Raw genomic sequence first — 15,875 nt, 5'->3', positions numbered from 1 at the left:
GGCGACGAGCGCACACTGGCAAGCGATACCCTAAACCAGCCAGTGTAAACTATCAATATATTTGACACGAAAGGCCTAAAAGCCTACTCATGTTCATTTTATTAAACAATAACAGGAGCCGTACCATGAGCATCACCCGCATCATCGACTTCGCCCAGGTACTCACCGAGGCTGAACGCTACCGCCCCGCTGCGGAAAAAATCCTCAAGGGCGAGCCGGATCAAGCCGTCTACAACCACTACTCCAGCCCTTGCGGCCAGTTCGCCGCAGGCGTATGGGAAGGCGAGGTGGGGCAGTGGACAGTGAACTACACCGAACATGAGTATTGCGAGATCGTCCAAGGCGTTTCGGTGCTGCGGGACCAGGACGGCGGCGCCAAGACGCTGCGTGCCGGCGATCGCTTCGTCATCCCGGCAGGTTTCCGGGGCACTTGGGAAGTGCTGGAGCCGTGCCGCAAGATCTACGTGATGTTCGAGCAGAAGTAAGCAGCGACGCTTTTCTGCCGGCATAAAAAAACCCGCGTCCTTACGGATGCGGGTTTTTTCAGGTCGCCGATCAATTACTTGATCTTGGCTTCCTTGTACACCACGTGCTTGCGAACAACCGGATCGTACTTCTTGATCTCGATTTTGTCCGGGGTGGTGCGCTTGTTCTTGTCGGTGGTGTAGAAGTGGCCAGTGCCAGCACTCGAAACCAGACGGATCAATTCACGCATGACGTTCTCCTTAGAACTTTTCGCCGCGAGCACGCAGCTCGGCCAGCACTACGTCGATACCACGCTTGTCAATGACGCGCATGCCTTTGGCAGAAACGCGCAGACGCACGAAACGGTTCTCGGACTCAACCCAGAAACGGTGGTGCTGCAGGTTCGGCAGGAAACGACGACGGGTTTTGTTGTTTGCGTGGGAAATGTTGTTCCCGGTTACTGGACCCTTACCAGTAACTTGACAGACTCTCGACATGACTCAGCCCTCTAAAACCACATGCCCAACCCGGCATGGGTTGGCCGCTTAATCTCTCAGTCTTTGGCGCCAGGCGCCGTGATTCTGGAGGTCTTATCGACCGGATCCGCTGATGCGACAGGCCGAGCCCCTAGAAAAGAGCGCTGCTTTATACCAGAAAGACTGCGTTGCAACAACAGATGATGAGCATCCGCTTGCTGTAAATTGTGCGCGAGCAGCATAACGACTAGCCCGGCGAACTGTCGACCGCTCGTCGCCAGTCGGCTGAAAAAGAGAGTGGCCATTTCCTGAAGCGCGCACTAGGGTAGGACGTTTCCAGACTGCACCGGCAGATGGGCCACTGACCGCCAAGGAGCCACGATGCGTGCCGCCGCCCTTTCCTTATTGTTCACCTCCCTGCTTGCCGCCGGCTTCGCCCAGGCAGCCCCGCTGAGCGTTTGCAGCGAAGCCAGCCCCGAGGGCTTCGACGTGGTTCAGTACAATTCGCTGACCACCACCAATGCCTCGGCCGATGTGCTGATGAACCGCCTGGTCGAATTCGACGCGGCCCAGGGCAAGGTCGTGCCGAGCCTGGCGCAAAGCTGGACCGTGTCGGCCGACGGCCTGGTCTACGATTTCAAACTGCGCGACGGCGTCAAGTTCCACACCACCCCGTACTTCAAGCCGGCCCGTGCGCTGAATGCCGACGACGTGCTGTTCAGCTTCCAGCGCATGCTCTACCCCGCCCACCCCTGGCACAAGACGGCCCCGGGCGGGTATCCGCATGCCCAGTCGCTGCAACTGGGCAGCCTGATCAAATCAATCGAGGCCCCTGACCCGAGCACCGTGCGCTTCACCCTGACCCACGCCGATGCCACCTTCCTGGCAACCTTGAGCATGGGCTTCGCTTCGATCTATTCCGCTGAGTACGCCGACCAGTTGCTCAAGGCCGGCACCCCCGAAAAGCTCAACAGCCAGCCGATCGGCACCGGCCCGTTCGTGTTCCAGCGCTTCCAGAAGGACGCCGTGGTCCGCTACCGCGCCAACGCTGACTATTTTGACGGCAAACCTGCGGTCGATCCGCTGATCTTCGCCATCACCACCGATGCCAACGTGCGCCTGCAAAAGCTCAAGCGCAATGAATGCCAGGTGGCGCTGTCGCCCAAACCGCTGGACATTGCCGATGCCGGCAAAGATGGCAACCTCAAGGTCGCTACCACACCAGCCTTCATGACCGCCTTCGTGGCCATCAACAGCGAGCACCCGCCGCTGGACAAACCCGAGGTGCGCCAGGCCATCAACCTGGCGTTCGACAAGCAGGCCTACCTCAAGGCCGTGTTCGAAGACACCGCCACGGCCGCGAATGGCCCCTACCCGCCCAACACCTGGAGCTATGCCAAGGACCTGCCCGGCTACTCGCTGGATGTGAACAAGGCCAAGGCGTTGCTGACCAAGGCCGGCTTGCCGGAGGGTTTCAGTACCACCATCTGGACCCGCCCATCAGGCAGCGTGCTCAACCCCAACCCTAGCCTGGGCGCACAGATGCTTCAGGCCGACCTGGGCAAGATCGGCATCAAGGCCGAGATCCGCGTGATCGAATGGGGCGAGCTGATTCGCCGGGCCAAGGCTGGCGAACACGACCTGCTGTTCATGGGCTGGGCCGGCGACAACGGCGACCCCGACAACTTCCTCAGCCCGCAGTTTTCCTGTGCTGCGGTCAAGTCGGGTACCAACTTTGCGCGGTTCTGCGACAGCCGGCTGGACCAGTTGATCAGTGCCGGACGCACCACCAACGACCAGAGCGTGCGCAGCCGGCTGTACCAGCAGGCGCAGACACTTATCCAGCAGCAGGCGCTGTGGGTGCCGTTGGCGCATCCGACGGCGGCAACGCTGCTGCGCGACGGGGTCGAGGGTTATCAGGTGAGCCCGTTTGGGCGGCTGGACTTGAGCAAGGTGTCGGTGACCCACTGAAAGTGAGGGCACCCATGCCGGCCTCATCGCCGGCATGGGCAATGCGCGCTCAGCAAAACACGCCTAGGCCACAATCCACCCCTGCTCGACCATCGAGAGCGGTTCGCCATCACCAATGATGATGTGGTCGAGCACCCGCACATCGATCAACCCCAACCCCCGCTTCAACGAAAGCGTCATGTGCACATCGTCCTGGCTGGGCTCGCAGTGACCCGAAGGGTGGTTGTGACACAGAATCAGCGCCGCCGCGTTATGCAGCAACGCTCGGCGCACCACCTCGCGCGGGTAGATGCTGGCCCGGTCGATGGTCCCCCTGAACAGGATCTCGAACGCCAGCGGCCGATGCTTGGTATCCAGAAAGAGGCAGCCGAACACTTCACTGGCCTCATGGCGCAGCATGGCTTTGAGATACCGACGCACGGCCTCGGGGCTCTCCATGGCGGGGCCACGCTCAATGGCGGTAGCCAGGTTCCTGCGGCCGATCTCCAGCAACGCCTGCAGTTGGCTGTACCTCACCGGCCCCAAGCCGAGCTCCCCCAGGAATGCCTCCCGGTCGGCCTCAAGCAGCTGACGCAGGCTTCCGAACTTCACCAGCAACCCTCGCGCCAGTTCTACAACGTTACGGCCACGTACACCGGTGCCGAGAAACACGGCCAGCAATTCGGCATCCGAAAGGCTGCCGACCCCGCGCAGCAACAACTTCTCCCTCGGCCGTTCTTCAGCCGGCCACTGCCTGATGTTCATCCCTGCTCCTTGGTCCTGCTGCGGCCCGTTTGGCCCCTGTGTTAATCTATTTCGCCTCGTACATGCGACGTTCTGCCGCAGGCAGTCTTGTTCGTCGCCGCCCGCTCTCACTGGAAAAAGGCAAGCCTATGCAGCGGCTGTATCGCAAGCGCATCGTTCTCGGCGTAGGGGGCGGCATTGCCGCCTACAAGAGCGCCGAGCTGATTCGCCGTCTCCTGGAGCACGGCGCGCAGGTGCGCGTCGTCATGACCCGCGGTGGTGCTGAATTCATTACCCCGCTGACCCTGCAGGCGCTGTCCGGTCACCCGGTACACCTGGATCTGCTCGACCCCGCCGCCGAAGCGGCCATGGGCCACATCGAACTGGCCAAGTGGGCCGACCTCGTGCTGATCGCCCCGGCCACCGCAGACCTCATGGCTCGCATGGCCCAGGGCATGGCCGACGACCTGCTGACCACCCTGGTGCTGGCCACCGACGCCACCGTAGCCGTCGCCCCCGCCATGAACCAGGCGATGTGGCGCGACCCGGCGACCCAGGCCAACCTCGAACTGCTCAAGAGCCGTGGCATCCAGGTATTTGGCCCGGCCTCCGGTAGCCAGGCCTGCGGCGACGTGGGCCTGGGCCGCATGCTCGAAGCCACCGACCTGGCCTGGTGCGCCGCCGAAAGCTTCCAGCGCCAGGCACTCACAGGCAAACACGTACTGATCACCGCTGGCCCGACCCAGGAAAACATCGACCCGGTGCGCTACATCACCAATCATAGTTCCGGGAAGATGGGTTTTGCCCTGGCCGAAGCGGCTGCCGAAGCCGGTGCTCGGGTGACCCTCGTCACCGGCCCGGTGCACTTGCAAACGCCCGACCGGGTCACCCGCATCGACGTGGTCAGCGCGCGGGACATGCTCGCAGCCTGTGAAGCGGCCATGCCGTGCGACCTGTTCATTGCCTCTGCGGCGGTGGCGGACTACCGTCCAGAAGTCGTCGCCCCGCAAAAACTGAAGAAGGATCCTACGACTGGCGACGGCATGCTGCTGCAGATGGTGCGTAATCCCGATATCCTTGCCACCATCGCTGGCCGCAACGACCGCCCGTTCAGCGTCGGCTTCGCCGCCGAGACCGAACACCTGCTCGATTACGCCACGCGCAAGCTCAAGGACAAGAACCTCGACTTGATCGTCGCCAATGATGTGGCTAACCCCAGCATCGGCTTCAACAGCGAGGAAAACGCCCTGACCGTGATCGACCGCCAGCAGCACCAGACCCTCTTCGCGCAGACCAGCAAGGGCAAGATTGCCCGGCAACTGGTCGCCTTCATCGCCGAACGGCTCAATCAGGTTCAATAAGTTACATGCACGCTCTTCAAGCCAAGATTCTCGACCCACGCCTGGGCAGCGAATTCCCGCTGCCGCAATACGCCACCCCCGGCTCCGCTGGCCTGGACCTGCGCGCCCTGCTCAAGGAGGACACCGTCCTCGAGCCGGGCCAGACCCTGCTGATCCCCACCGGCCTGTCGATCTACATCGGTGACCCGGGCCTGGCGGCGATGATCCTGCCGCGCTCGGGGCTGGGCCACAAGCATGGCATCGTGCTGGGTAACCTGGTCGGCCTGATCGACTCGGACTACCAGGGCGAGCTGATGGTGTCGTGCTGGAACCGCGGTAACACGCCATTCACCATCGCCGTCGGCGAGCGTATCGCCCAACTGGTCCTCGTGCCGGTGGTGCAAGCGCATTTCGACATCGTCGAGGCCTTCGACGAAAGCCAGCGCGGCACCGGCGGCTTCGGTCACTCTGGCAGCCACTGAGCCCAGCGGCGACCGTTCAGGCCATGGATGGCGAACTCTCTGGCGAAACCATCGTCCAAGCGTTCAGTTTTTACGCCTGCCCAGAAGCCTTAGACCTATGGAGCTTCCAGAGATGAATGACATGGCAAACCTGCCCCCTGCACTGCCGGCAAGCATCTTCCGCGCGTATGACATACGCGGCGTGGTCGGCAAGACGCTGCACGGCGAGACTGCCTACTGGATCGGCCGCGCTATCGGTGCCCAGACCCTCGCTCAAGGCGAACCGCAGATCGCTGTCGGCCGTGATGGGCGCCTGTCCGGCCCAATGCTGGTAGAGCAATTGATCAAAGGCCTGGTCGACGCCGGTTGCCATGTGACCGACATCGGCCTGGTGCCGACCCCAGCGCTGTACTTTGCCGCCAACGTGCTGGCCGGTACGTCCGGCGTGATGCTCACCGGCAGCCACAACCCGTCGGACTACAACGGTTTCAAGATCGTCATCGCTGGCGATACCTTGGCCAACGAACAGATCCAGGCGCTGCTCACCCGCCTTGAACGCAACGACCTGACCCGCGCCGAAGGCAGCGTGCAGACAGTCGACATGCTGGACCGCTACTGCCAGCAGATCGTCGCCGACGTGAAGCTGGCGAAAAAGCTCAAGGTGGTGGTGGACTGCGGCAACGGTGCCGCCGGCGTTATCGCGCCCCAACTGATCGAGGCCCTGGGCTGCGAGGTCATTCCGCTGTTCTGCGAGGTGGACGGCAACTTCCCCAACCACCACCCGGACCCGGGCAAGCCGGAAAACCTTGTGGACCTGATTGCCAAGGTCAAGGCAACCGGCGCCGATATCGGCCTGGCTTTCGACGGCGACGGTGACCGCGTCGGCGTCGTGACCAATACCGGCACGATCGTCTATCCCGACCGCCTGCTGATGCTGTTCGCCCAGGATGTGCTGTCGCGCAACCCAGGCGCCGAGATCATCTTCGACGTCAAATGCACCCGTGCGCTGACCCCGCTGATCGAACAGCATGGCGGCCGCGCTCTGATGTGGAAGACCGGCCATTCGTTGATCAAGAAGAAAATGAAACAGACCGGCTCGCTGCTGGCGGGCGAAATGAGTGGGCACATTTTCATCAAGGAACGCTGGTACGGCTTCGACGACGGTATTTACAGCGCCGCACGCCTGCTGGAAATCCTCAGCAAGGCCGAGCAGGACGCCGAACACCTGTTTGCCGCGTTCCCAAACGATATTTCCACGCCGGAAATCAACATTGATGTGACCGACGAGGGTAAATTCAGCATCATTGATGCACTGCAACGCGACGCCGACTGGGGCGAAGCCCGCCTGACCACCATCGATGGTGTGCGGGTCGACTATGCCCGCGGCTGGGGCCTGGTCCGCGCCTCCAACACCACACCGGTGCTGGTGCTGCGCTTCGAGGCCGAAAGCGACGCCGAATTGCAACGTATCAAGGATGTTTTCCGCGCCCAGTTGCTGCGGGTTGCCCCTGAGCTGCAACTGCCGTTCTGACCGACTATCTGTTCCTTACAGGAGCCCTGCATGACCCTCGATCGCGATGCCGCTTCCCATGTAGCCGAGGTTTTGTCCGAAGCACTGCCCTACATCCGCCGTTTTGTCGGCAAGACCCTGGTGATCAAGTACGGCGGCAACGCGATGGAGAGCGAGGAGCTCAAGACCGGCTTCGCCCGGGACATCGTGCTGATGAAGGCCGTGGGCATCAACCCGGTGGTCGTGCACGGCGGCGGTCCGCAGATCGGCGACCTGCTCAAGCGCCTGTCGATCGAAAGCCACTTCATCGATGGCATGCGCGTCACCGACGCAGCGACCATGGACGTGGTTGAAATGGTGCTGGGCGGCCAGGTCAACAAGGACATCGTCAACCTGATCAACCGCCACGGCGGCAGCGCCATCGGCCTGACCGGCAAGGACGCAGAGCTGATCCGCGCCAGGAAGCTCACCGTCAGCCGCCAGACCCCAGAGATGACCCAACCGGAAATCATCGACATCGGCCATGTTGGCGAAGTCGTCAGCGTCAACACCGACCTGCTGAACATGCTGGTCAAGGGCGACTTCATCCCGGTGATCGCGCCGATCGGTGTGGGCGCCGATGGTGAGTCGTACAACATCAACGCCGACCTGGTGGCCGGCAAAGTGGCCGAAGCGCTGAAAGCCGAAAAACTGATGCTGCTGACCAATATCGCCGGCCTGATGGACAAGCAGGGCCAGGTCTTGACCGGCCTGACCACCGAGCAGGTCAACGAACTGATCGCCGACGGCACCATCTACGGCGGCATGCTGCCAAAGATCAAGTGTGCATTGGAGGCGGTACAAGGTGGCGTCAACAGCTCGCATATCATCGATGGCCGCGTGCCGAATGCGGTGCTGCTGGAGATCTTCACCGACAGCGGTGTGGGTACCCTGATCACCAACCGCAAGCCGCGCTGAGTCAGCGTTACCTGCACAAACAAAAAGGCGACCCGCAAAGGTCGCCTTTTTGTTACCGCGCAGGCATCAGATCCCGTATTGCGCTCGGTACGCCTCTACCGCCGGCAGATGCTGTTTGAGCTGCGGGTCATCCGCCAGGAACTCCAGCACCTGGGTCAGCGAAACGATGCTGACCACCGGAATACCGAAGTCACGCTCCACTTCCTGGATCGCCGACAGCTCACCATTTCCGCGCTCTTCGCGGTTCAGCGCGATCAGCACGCCTGCGGCCTTGGCCTGCTGGGCATTGATGATCTGCATGACCTCGCGGATAGCAGTGCCGGCGGTAATCACGTCGTCGATGATCAGCACCTCACCGGCCAGCGGCGCGCCGACCAGGCTGCCGCCTTCGCCATGATCCTTGGCTTCTTTGCGGTTGAAACACCACGGCACGTCGAGTTGATGCTGCTCGGCCAGGGCCACTGCGGTGGCCGCTGCCAGGGGGATACCCTTGTAGGCGGGGCCGAACAGGACGTCGAACGGGATCTTGCTGTCGACGATGGCCGCCGCGTAGCAACGCCCCAGCTGAGCCAGGGCAGAACCTGTGTTGAACAGGCCCGCATTGAAGAAGTACGGGCTGGTACGCCCCGATTTCAGGGTGAACTCACCGAAGCGCAGAACCCCGCGATCGATGGCAAAACGAATGAAGTCGCGCTGATACGGCTGCATGGAAAGTCCCGGACACCACGGATTTAGCTAAATGAGTTGAGCTCGGGTATCATACACGCACGAGATTTTTGGGGCCATTTATGCGGATCATCAGTGTGAACGTGAATGGCATTCAGGCTGCGGCCGAGCGTGGATTGCTCAGCTGGCTGCAAGCCCAGAATGCCGACGTCATCTGCCTTCAGGATACCCGCGCCTCGGCCTTTGAACTCGACGACCCAGCTTTCCAGCTCGATGGCTATTTCCTTTATGCCTGCGATGCGGAGGTACCCGCCCAAGGTGGCGTGGCACTTTACTCGCGCATGCAGCCCAAGGCAGTCATCACCGGCCTGGGCTTCGAGACAGCCGACCGCTACGGGCGTTATCTGCAAGCAGATTTCGACAAAGTCAGTATTGCCAGCCTGCTGCTGCCTTCGGGCATGAACGGCGACGAAGACTTGAACCAGAAGTTCAAGTTGATGGACGACTTCGCCAAGTACCTGGACAAGCAGCGCCGCAAGCGCCGCGAGTACATCTATTGCGGCTCGTTCTACGTGGCGCAGCAGAAGCTCGACATCAAAAACTGGCGTGACAGCCAGCAGTCGCCTGGCTTCCTGCCGCCGGAGCGTGCGTGGATGGATGCGATCACCGGCGATATGGGTTACGTGGACGCCTTGCGCGAGGTCAGCCGTGAGGGCGACCAGTACAGCTGGTGGCCGGACAACGAGCAGGCCGAAATGCTCAACCTGGGCTACCGGTTCGACTACCAGATCCTCACCCCGGGTTTGCGCCGCTTTGTGCGTAACGCTCGCCTGCCGCGTCAGCCGCGCTTCTCGCAGCATGCGCCGCTGATCGTCGACTACGACTGGACGTTGACCATCTAAAAAACAATCGGGGCCGCAAAGCGGCCCCGATTGTTATTGCTCAGTCAGCCAGTGCGGCCTGCTGCAGCTCGAAGATCTCGTTCATGCCTTTTTGCGCCAGCGCCAGCATGGCGTTGAAGTCTTCAGGCTGGAACGGCGCACCCTCGGCGGTGCCCTGCACTTCGATGAACCCACCCGCGCTGGTCATGACCACGTTCAGGTCGGTCTCGGCGGCGGAGTCTTCCAGGTAATCCAGGTCTAGGACCGCTTCACCCTGGTACATACCAACCGATACCGCGGCGATCATGTGCTTGAGCGGGTTGCCTGCCTTGAGGCCGCCACGCTTCTTGATCACTGCCAGGGCGTCGCATAGGGCAACCATGGCACCGGTGATCGATGCGGTGCGGGTGCCGCCATCGGCCTGGATCACGTCGCAGTCGACGTACAGGGTGATGTCACCGAGCTTGCTCATGTCCAGTGCGGCACGCAGCGAGCGGCCGATCAGGCGCTGGATTTCCAGGGTGCGGCCACCCTGCTTGCCACGGCTGGCTTCGCGCTGGTTACGCTCGCCCGTGGAGCGCGGCAGCATGCCGTATTCGGCCGTCAGCCAGCCTTGGCCCTGGCCTTTGAGGAAGCGCGGCACGCCGTTCTCGACGCTGACCGTGCAGATGACCTTGGTGTCACCGAACTCGACCAGTACCGACCCTTCGGCGTGCTTGGTGTAGTTGCGGGTAATGCGGATCGAGCGGAGCTGATCGGCGGCGCGACCACTTGGACGTTTCATCTGGGATACCTGTACTGGGACTTTGAATCTGCCCAGCATTATAGAGCCCGCCGCCCGGCGAGGACATGCTTATTGTCGCGTCGCGGACAGCCTGTCGCCTTTTCCCGCCGCCATTAACCGCGCTCGGTAACATGGACGGATTGGGCTGCAAGGTCGCACTGCGCTACAATCCTGCGCCTTGCAGCCGAAAGGTTGCCCTGTTCAACTTATCAACGCGAGGTACTCTCCATGGTGCACAGCATGACCGCTTTTGCTCGTGTCGAGCGCGCAGGCAGCCAAGGCACCCTGGTCTGGGAACTGCGCTCGGTCAACCACCGTTATCTCGAGCCCCACCTGCGCCTGCCCGACGCCCTGCGCGACCTGGAAGGCGCGGTGCGCGAGGGCCTGCGCCAGGGCCTGTCACGCGGCAAGGTCGAATGCACCTTGCGCCTGCACGAAGACAACAGCGGCAAGCCACTGAACGTCGACCGCGAGCGCGCCGCGCAACTGGTCGCCGCCGCCGAAGAGGTGGCAGGCCTGATCAAGCAGCCAGCGCCGCTCAACCCGCTCGAGGTGCTGTCCTGGCCGGGCGTGCTGGTGGCCGACGCCAGCGACCCGCAGGCACTGAATGCCGAAGCCGTGGCGCTGTTCGACGACGCCCTGGCCGAACTCAAGGCCGGCCGCCTGCGCGAAGGCCAGGAACTGGCGCGCTTGATCAACGAGCGGCTCGACAGCATGGGCGCCGAGGTCACTACCCTGCGCGCCCTGGTACCACAGATGCTGGCCGCCCAACGGCAGAAGATCATCGACCGCTTCGGCGACCTCAAGGCCGAACTCGACCCACAGCGCCTGGAGCAGGAGATGGTGCTGCTGGCGCAAAAGAGCGACGTTGCCGAGGAACTGGACCGCCTCAGCACCCATGTCAATGAAGTACGCCGGGTGCTCAAGTCCGGCGGTGCCGCCGGCCGGCGTCTGGACTTCCTGATGCAGGAGCTCAACCGCGAAGCCAATACCCTGGGCTCCAAGGCCTTCGACCCGCGTAGCACGCAAGCGGCGGTCAACCTGAAGGTACTGATCGAACAGATGCGTGAACAAGTACAGAACATCGAGTAAGGCCACCCCGACCATGAACCACAGCAGCGGCACCCTTTATATCGTTTCGGCCCCGTCCGGTGCCGGCAAGACCAGCCTGGTCAACGCCCTGATCAAAGACGACAAACGCGTCAGCGTGTCTGTCTCGCACACTACCCGCGGCAAACGCCCGGGCGAGGAGCACGGCGTCAACTATCACTTCGTCAGCCATGAAGCGTTCAAGGCACTGATCGACAAGAACGATTTCCTTGAACACGCTGAAGTGTTCGGCAACTTCTACGGCACCTCGCGCAGCACGTTGCAGCAAGTGCTGGACCGGGGCGATGACCTGATTCTGGAAATCGACTGGCAAGGCGCCCGCCAGGTGCGCGAGCTGATGCCCGAAGCGCGTTCGATCTTCATCCTGCCGCCGAGCCTGGAGGCCCTGCGCCATCGTCTGGACGGCCGGGGCCAGGACAGCGATGAGATCATTGCCGGGCGCATGAAAGAAGCGGTCAGCGAGATGGTGCACTACGACGAGTATGAGTACGTCATCATCAATGACAACTTCGACGCGGCACTGGAAGAGTTGAAGGCGGTGTTCCGCTCGAACCGTTTACTGTTGCAGAAGCAGCAGGCACGGCACGAGACGCTGCTAAAGCAACTGATCGGCTGAAGATTCACGGGTAACCCCGCCCCCAGAGGCCCTGTGCCGTTGTCATGAACGACGTTGTACCCCTGGGGTGGGGTTACCCGCGAAGGGCTGCGAGGCAGCCCATTGTTTTACTCTTGCAGCTGCAGGGTCGCCTGCTGGCGCAGGGTAGCCCCCAGGAAATACGCCGGCGCTCGCATCCGCGACAGCATCATCAGCACAATCCCGAGTGCCGAGATGATCGCCGCAATCACGAACACCAACCCCAGCCCACCCACGTGCGAGCCACTGCCAAAGTCTGGCGAGGCGCTGTCGATCGCGGTACGTACGAAAATCACCGACAGAATCACACCCCCTACCAGCGGGCAAAGGCCACGCATGAAGAAGTGACGCAGGCTGTCGAACAGGCTGTGGCGGAAGTACCAGACGCAGGCAAATGCGGTCAGCGAATAGTAGAAGCAGATCATCATGCCCAGGGCGGTGATGGTGTCTGCCAGCACGTTCTCGCTCAAGGTACGCATGGTCACGTAGAACAGGCCCGCGGCAATACCCGCGCAGATGGTCGCATAACGCGGCGTTTGCGAGCGCGGGCAGACACTGGCAAAGCGCTGCGGTACGGCACCGTAATACCCCATGGCGAGCAACGTGCGCGCTGGCGAAACAAAAGTGGACTGCAACGACGCCGCCGTGCTGGCCAGTACGGCGATGGACATCAGGATCGCCAGCGGCCCCATGACCGGGCCGGCCAGGTGGGCGAAGACGTTCTCCTGAATACGTGGGTTGTTCAGGCCGAGGCCGACATCGCTGATACCGGCAAACTGCAGGGTGGCAATGGCGGTCAGCAGGTACAGACCAAGGATCAGCAGCACCGTCCAGGTGGCCGCCTTGCCAGGCACCTCGTCACTGCCAACCGACTCCTCGCTGACAGTCAGGCACACGTCCCAGCCCCAGAAGATGAAGATCGACAGCGACAGCCCCGCAGCAAACGCCGAGAACGACTCGACGCCAAACGGGTTGAACCAGGCGAAGTCGAATTCCAGAGGTGGCGGCGCCGTGGTACCGCCGAATGCTGCAAAGGCAAAGCCGATCAGCACCATCAGTTGCAGGGCCACCAGGCCATACTGCACCGTCATGGTGGTGGCCATGCCACGGCAACAGATCCACACCGCCAAGGCGATGAACACGCAACAGGTGGTGATGTTGATCAAAAGGTTATCTGCCAACGCAGCCAAGGCATGGTGGCCGGTGATCTGCCCAAGGAACAGGTAGAAGAAGTCCACTGCAACGCCTGCCAGGTTCGACAGCACGATGGTCGTGGCAACCACCAGCCCCCAGCCACCAATCCAGCCAATCATCGGGCCGAAGGCACGCGCAGACCAGGTAAACGAGGTGCCGCTGTCCGGCTCCGCCGAGTTCAGCTCGCGATAGCCGAGGGCGACCAGCAGCATGGGGAGGAAACCAACGATGAACACGGCGGGAAGGTGAGCGCCGACCTCACGTACGGTCGGGCCGAGGGCACCGGTCAGGGTGTAGACCGGGGCAATGGTAGAAATGCCCAGCACCACGCTGGCCAACAGGCCAAGACGGCCCTTGGCCAGGCCTTTGCTGCGCTGAGTGCTGCCCGAGTCGGCCGCATCGGGTGGGCGGCCGGCTTCTGTGTAATTGCTCATGAGTATTTGCCGTCGATATTGGTATTGTTTTCACAGGCCATGCGAACACGGCCTGCTTTCACTCATTGAAAGCGTGCAGCGAAAGGTGCGTCATCCAAGACTTTCGGCTGACATCAGCCGGCCTTGCGGCCAGATACCTCCCGTGCAGCATGGGCAATGCAGGCTTCGCGGAACGCCTGGAAAAGGCGCCGGGAAACCGGGTTGTCGGCGAAACGCCATTCCGGGTGCCACTGCACGCCGAGCACGAAGCCCGGCGCGTCAGGCATGGACACCGCTTCGATCAGGCCATCCGGGGCCCGTGCTTCGACACGCAGCCCAGGGGCCAGGCGGTCGACGCCCTGGCTGTGCAGCGAGTTGACCTCGAACTGCGCAGCCAGGCCCAGGCGCTCGAACATCCCACCCGGCTCGATGCCGACGGGGTGACGAGGGCCGTATTGCACCTCAAGGGGTGCGTCCTCAGGTTCACGGTGGTCCAGGTAACCAGGCAGTTCCTGCACCCGCTGGTGCAAGCTTCCGCCCAGGGCCACATTCAGCTCCTGGAAACCACGACAGATGCAGAACACCGGTACACCGGCGGCAATGGCCGCCTGCAGCAGCGGCAAGGTCAGGCGGTCACGTGCAAAATCGTGCCGGGTTCCTTCCGCGCTGGGGGCGCCATTGTAATGATGCGGCTCGACATTTGAAGGCGAACCGGTAAAAAGAATGCCATCGAGTTGGGCCAGCAGCGCCTGCGTGTCGCTGCCCCCGTCGCGCGCTGGCAGAATCAGCGGAAGTCCGGCAAAGCCGGCCGCCTCGACATACTTGTCGCCCACCGTGTGCGACGAGTTCTTCCCCACCTGCTGGCGGCAGGCGCTGACACCGATCAAGGGGACCGCATTTGCGCTCATGGGCTTACACCGTGTGCAGGTACCAGTTGTACTCGAGGTCGGAGATCGACACTTCGAATTCGGCCAGCTCGCTTTCCTTGCAGGCCACGAAGATATCGATGTAGTCCGGGCTGATGTATTGGTTCAGGACCTCGCTGTCATCCAGTGCACGCAGGGCGTCGCGCAGGTTGTTCGGTAGGCTCTGCTCCAACTGCTCGTACGAATTGCCTTCGATCGGTGCGCCCGGTTCGACCTTGCTGGTCAGCCCGTGGTGGATACCGGCGAGGATCGCGGCGAGCATCAGGTACGGGTTGGCGTCGGCGCCGGCCACACGGTGCTCGATGCGCACGTTGTCGCTGCTGTCGGTTGGCACGCGAACCGCTACGGTGCGGTTATCCAAGCCCCAGCTCGGTGCGTTGGGCACATAGAACTGTGCGCCAAAACGACGGTACGAGTTGATGTTCGGGCAGAGGAAGGCCATCGATGCAGGCATGGTTTCCAGCACGCCACCGATGGCGTGGCGCAGCGTGTCGCTTTGCAGCGGGTCATCGCTGGCGAAAATGTTCTTGCCGGTCTTCTTGTCCAGCAGCGAGATGTGCACATGCAGGCCGTTGCCCGCCTGGCCCGGATAGGGCTTGGCCATGAAGGTGGTGTCCATTTCATGGTCGTAGGCGACGTTCTTGATCAGGCGCTTGAGCAGGATCGCGTAGTCGCAGGCCTTGAGCGGGTCGGCAACGTGGTGCAGGTTGACCTCGAACTGCGCAGGGGCGCTTTCCTTGACGATGGCGTCGGCCGGAAGGCCCTGCTCCTTGGCGGCTTCGAGCATGTCCTGCAGACAGTCGGCGTACTCGTCGAGGTCGTCGATCAGGTAGACCTGGGTCGACTGCGGGCGCTTGCCAGAGATGGGCGAGCGTGGCGGCTGCGGGCGACCGTTGAGGTTGTCCTGGTCGATCAGGTAGAACTCCAGCTCGAACGCGGCGCAGATAGCCAGGCCCATGGCGTCGAACTTGCTCACCACCTGGCGCAGCACTTCACGCGGGTCGGCAAAGAACGGCTCGCCTTCGAGCTCGTGCATGGTCATCAACAACTGGGCGGTGGGGCGCTTCTGCCAGGGCTCGTTGCAGAGCGTGCCAGGGATGGGGAAGCAAATACGGTCGGCATCGCCAATGTCCAGCCCAAGGCCCGTGCTTTCAACGGTCGAGCCGTTGATATCGAGGGCGAACAGCGACGCTGGCAGGTTGATCCCCTTCTCGTACACCTTGTGCAGGCTGGCCCGCTCGATGCGCTTGCCACGTACCACGCCATTCATGTCGGAGATCAGCAGATCGACGTACTGCGTGTCCGGATGGGCCTGGAGGAAGTCTTTCATCTCGCTGGAAGAACTGGCGCACGGGGTGACCGAC

General features: G+C 62.3%; 16 protein-coding genes and 1 pseudogene. 9 read left to right on the top strand and 8 right to left on the bottom strand.

The features are described 5' to 3' along the window. Window positions 1–125: 125 nt before the first annotated feature. Complete coding sequence (locus tag APH34_RS12270) at window positions 126–485, top strand: cupin domain-containing protein (protein WP_054901319.1); 360 nt, start codon at window positions 126–128, stop codon at window positions 483–485. Window positions 486–559: 74 nt separating this feature from the next. On the opposite strand, the gene rpmG is transcribed toward APH34_RS12270, so the two are convergent. Continuing rightward, window positions 560–715, bottom strand: coding sequence for a 50S ribosomal protein L33 (gene rpmG, locus APH34_RS12265; protein ID WP_003253507.1), 156 nt, complete (start codon window positions 713–715; stop codon window positions 560–562). A gap of 10 nt (window positions 716–725) precedes the next feature. Beyond that, a complete protein-coding gene (gene rpmB, locus APH34_RS12260) occupies window positions 726–962 on the bottom strand; it encodes a 50S ribosomal protein L28 (RefSeq protein WP_012312138.1) in 237 nt (78 codons plus the stop codon). A gap of 360 nt (window positions 963–1,322) precedes the next feature. Between rpmB and APH34_RS12250 the strand changes: the two genes are divergently transcribed. Continuing rightward, entirely contained in the window at window positions 1,323–2,912 is a 1,590-nt protein-coding gene (locus APH34_RS12250) for an ABC transporter substrate-binding protein (protein WP_054901317.1), read from the top strand. Window positions 2,913–2,975: 63 nt separating this feature from the next. On the opposite strand, the gene radC is transcribed toward APH34_RS12250, so the two are convergent. Next, the gene (gene radC, locus APH34_RS12245) at window positions 2,976–3,656 is read right to left on the bottom strand and encodes a DNA repair protein RadC (RefSeq protein ID WP_054901316.1); all 681 of its coding nucleotides are present in this window, start codon (window positions 3,654–3,656) and stop codon (window positions 2,976–2,978) included. 128 nt (window positions 3,657–3,784) lie between these two features. On the opposite strand from radC, the gene coaBC reads away from it, so the two are divergent. The 4 genes and pseudogenes from coaBC (at window position 3,785) to argB (ending at window position 7,903) form a co-directional block, all read left to right on the top strand. Then, window positions 3,785–4,996, top strand: a complete 1,212-nt coding sequence (gene coaBC / locus APH34_RS12240; RefSeq protein ID WP_054901315.1) for a bifunctional phosphopantothenoylcysteine decarboxylase/phosphopantothenate--cysteine ligase CoaBC — start codon at window positions 3,785–3,787, stop codon at window positions 4,994–4,996. Window positions 4,997–5,001: 5 nt separating this feature from the next. Next, window positions 5,002–5,457 carry a dUTP diphosphatase gene (gene dut / locus APH34_RS12235; protein WP_054901314.1) on the top strand — a complete coding sequence of 152 codons (456 nt, stop codon included), beginning with the start codon at window positions 5,002–5,004 and terminating at the stop codon, window positions 5,455–5,457. A gap of 136 nt (window positions 5,458–5,593) precedes the next feature. Next, window positions 5,594–6,967: pseudogene (locus APH34_RS12230) on the top strand (phosphomannomutase/phosphoglucomutase); the annotation flags it as partial. Between the two features lie 30 nt (window positions 6,968–6,997). Beyond that, window positions 6,998–7,903, top strand: a complete 906-nt coding sequence (argB, locus tag APH34_RS12225) for an acetylglutamate kinase (protein WP_054901312.1) — start codon at window positions 6,998–7,000, stop codon at window positions 7,901–7,903. A 66-nt stretch (window positions 7,904–7,969) separates the two neighbouring features. Here argB and pyrE read toward each other — a convergent pair whose 3' ends face one another. Further along, entirely contained in the window at window positions 7,970–8,611 is a 642-nt protein-coding gene (pyrE, locus tag APH34_RS12220; RefSeq protein WP_054901311.1) for an orotate phosphoribosyltransferase, read from the bottom strand. An 80-nt stretch (window positions 8,612–8,691) separates the two neighbouring features. On the opposite strand from pyrE, the gene APH34_RS12215 reads away from it, so the two are divergent. Beyond that, window positions 8,692–9,471: an exodeoxyribonuclease III gene (locus APH34_RS12215; RefSeq protein ID WP_008091582.1), complete on the top strand. Its 780-nt coding sequence runs from the start codon at window positions 8,692–8,694 to the stop codon at window positions 9,469–9,471. A gap of 40 nt (window positions 9,472–9,511) precedes the next feature. Here the strand turns inward: APH34_RS12215 and rph are convergent, their stop codons facing one another. Continuing rightward, entirely contained in the window at window positions 9,512–10,234 is a 723-nt protein-coding gene (gene rph / locus APH34_RS12210; RefSeq protein WP_046613695.1) for a ribonuclease PH, read from the bottom strand. A gap of 228 nt (window positions 10,235–10,462) precedes the next feature. Here rph and APH34_RS12205 point away from each other — a divergent pair, with 228 nt between their 5' ends. Then, the gene (locus tag APH34_RS12205) at window positions 10,463–11,326 is read left to right on the top strand and encodes a YicC/YloC family endoribonuclease (RefSeq protein ID WP_054901310.1); all 864 of its coding nucleotides are present in this window, start codon (window positions 10,463–10,465) and stop codon (window positions 11,324–11,326) included. A gap of 13 nt (window positions 11,327–11,339) precedes the next feature. Continuing rightward, the gene (gmk, locus tag APH34_RS12200) at window positions 11,340–11,960 is read left to right on the top strand and encodes a guanylate kinase (protein ID WP_054901309.1); all 621 of its coding nucleotides are present in this window, start codon (window positions 11,340–11,342) and stop codon (window positions 11,958–11,960) included. Between the two features lie 107 nt (window positions 11,961–12,067). Here gmk and APH34_RS12195 read toward each other — a convergent pair whose 3' ends face one another. The 3 genes from APH34_RS12195 to APH34_RS12185 all read right to left on the bottom strand — a co-directional run bounded on the left by APH34_RS12195 (window position 12,068) and on the right by APH34_RS12185 (window position 15,841). Beyond that, a complete protein-coding gene (locus APH34_RS12195; protein WP_054901308.1) occupies window positions 12,068–13,606 on the bottom strand; it encodes an APC family permease in 1,539 nt (512 codons plus the stop codon). A 113-nt stretch (window positions 13,607–13,719) separates the two neighbouring features. Beyond that, window positions 13,720–14,493: a gamma-glutamyl-gamma-aminobutyrate hydrolase family protein gene (locus tag APH34_RS12190; protein WP_054901307.1), complete on the bottom strand. Its 774-nt coding sequence runs from the start codon at window positions 14,491–14,493 to the stop codon at window positions 13,720–13,722. Between the two features lie 4 nt (window positions 14,494–14,497). Then, a complete protein-coding gene (locus tag APH34_RS12185) occupies window positions 14,498–15,841 on the bottom strand; it encodes a glutamine synthetase family protein (RefSeq protein ID WP_371263304.1) in 1,344 nt (447 codons plus the stop codon). Between the last annotated feature and the right edge of the window lie 34 nt (window positions 15,842–15,875).

This window comes from Pseudomonas sp. NBRC 111131 (assembly GCF_001320525.1).
Taxonomy (GTDB): Bacteria; Pseudomonadota; Gammaproteobacteria; order Pseudomonadales; family Pseudomonadaceae; genus Aquipseudomonas; species Aquipseudomonas ceruminis.
Note: the sequence above shows the minus strand (reverse complement) of the source record. Positions and strands in the feature narration are given on the sequence as shown.

Coding starts and splice junctions, on each gene's coding strand:
- APH34_RS12270 (WP_054901319.1), top strand. CDS start 126: ATGAGCATCACCCGCATCATCGACTTCGCCCAGGTACTCACCGAGGCT.
- rpmG (WP_003253507.1), bottom strand. CDS start 715: ATGCGTGAATTGATCCGTCTGGTTTCGAGTGCTGGCACTGGCCACTTC.
- rpmB (WP_012312138.1), bottom strand. CDS start 962: ATGTCGAGAGTCTGTCAAGTTACTGGTAAGGGTCCAGTAACCGGGAAC.
- APH34_RS12250 (WP_054901317.1), top strand. CDS start 1,323: ATGCGTGCCGCCGCCCTTTCCTTATTGTTCACCTCCCTGCTTGCCGCC.
- radC (WP_054901316.1), bottom strand. CDS start 3,656: ATGAACATCAGGCAGTGGCCGGCTGAAGAACGGCCGAGGGAGAAGTTG.
- coaBC (WP_054901315.1), top strand. CDS start 3,785: ATGCAGCGGCTGTATCGCAAGCGCATCGTTCTCGGCGTAGGGGGCGGC.
- dut (WP_054901314.1), top strand. CDS start 5,002: ATGCACGCTCTTCAAGCCAAGATTCTCGACCCACGCCTGGGCAGCGAA.
- argB (WP_054901312.1), top strand. CDS start 6,998: ATGACCCTCGATCGCGATGCCGCTTCCCATGTAGCCGAGGTTTTGTCC.
- pyrE (WP_054901311.1), bottom strand. CDS start 8,611: ATGCAGCCGTATCAGCGCGACTTCATTCGTTTTGCCATCGATCGCGGG.
- APH34_RS12215 (WP_008091582.1), top strand. CDS start 8,692: ATGCGGATCATCAGTGTGAACGTGAATGGCATTCAGGCTGCGGCCGAG.
- rph (WP_046613695.1), bottom strand. CDS start 10,234: ATGAAACGTCCAAGTGGTCGCGCCGCCGATCAGCTCCGCTCGATCCGC.
- APH34_RS12205 (WP_054901310.1), top strand. CDS start 10,463: ATGGTGCACAGCATGACCGCTTTTGCTCGTGTCGAGCGCGCAGGCAGC.
- gmk (WP_054901309.1), top strand. CDS start 11,340: ATGAACCACAGCAGCGGCACCCTTTATATCGTTTCGGCCCCGTCCGGT.
- APH34_RS12195 (WP_054901308.1), bottom strand. CDS start 13,606: ATGAGCAATTACACAGAAGCCGGCCGCCCACCCGATGCGGCCGACTCG.
- APH34_RS12190 (WP_054901307.1), bottom strand. CDS start 14,493: ATGAGCGCAAATGCGGTCCCCTTGATCGGTGTCAGCGCCTGCCGCCAG.
- APH34_RS12185 (WP_371263304.1), bottom strand. CDS start 15,841: ATGAAAGACTTCCTCCAGGCCCATCCGGACACGCAGTACGTCGATCTG.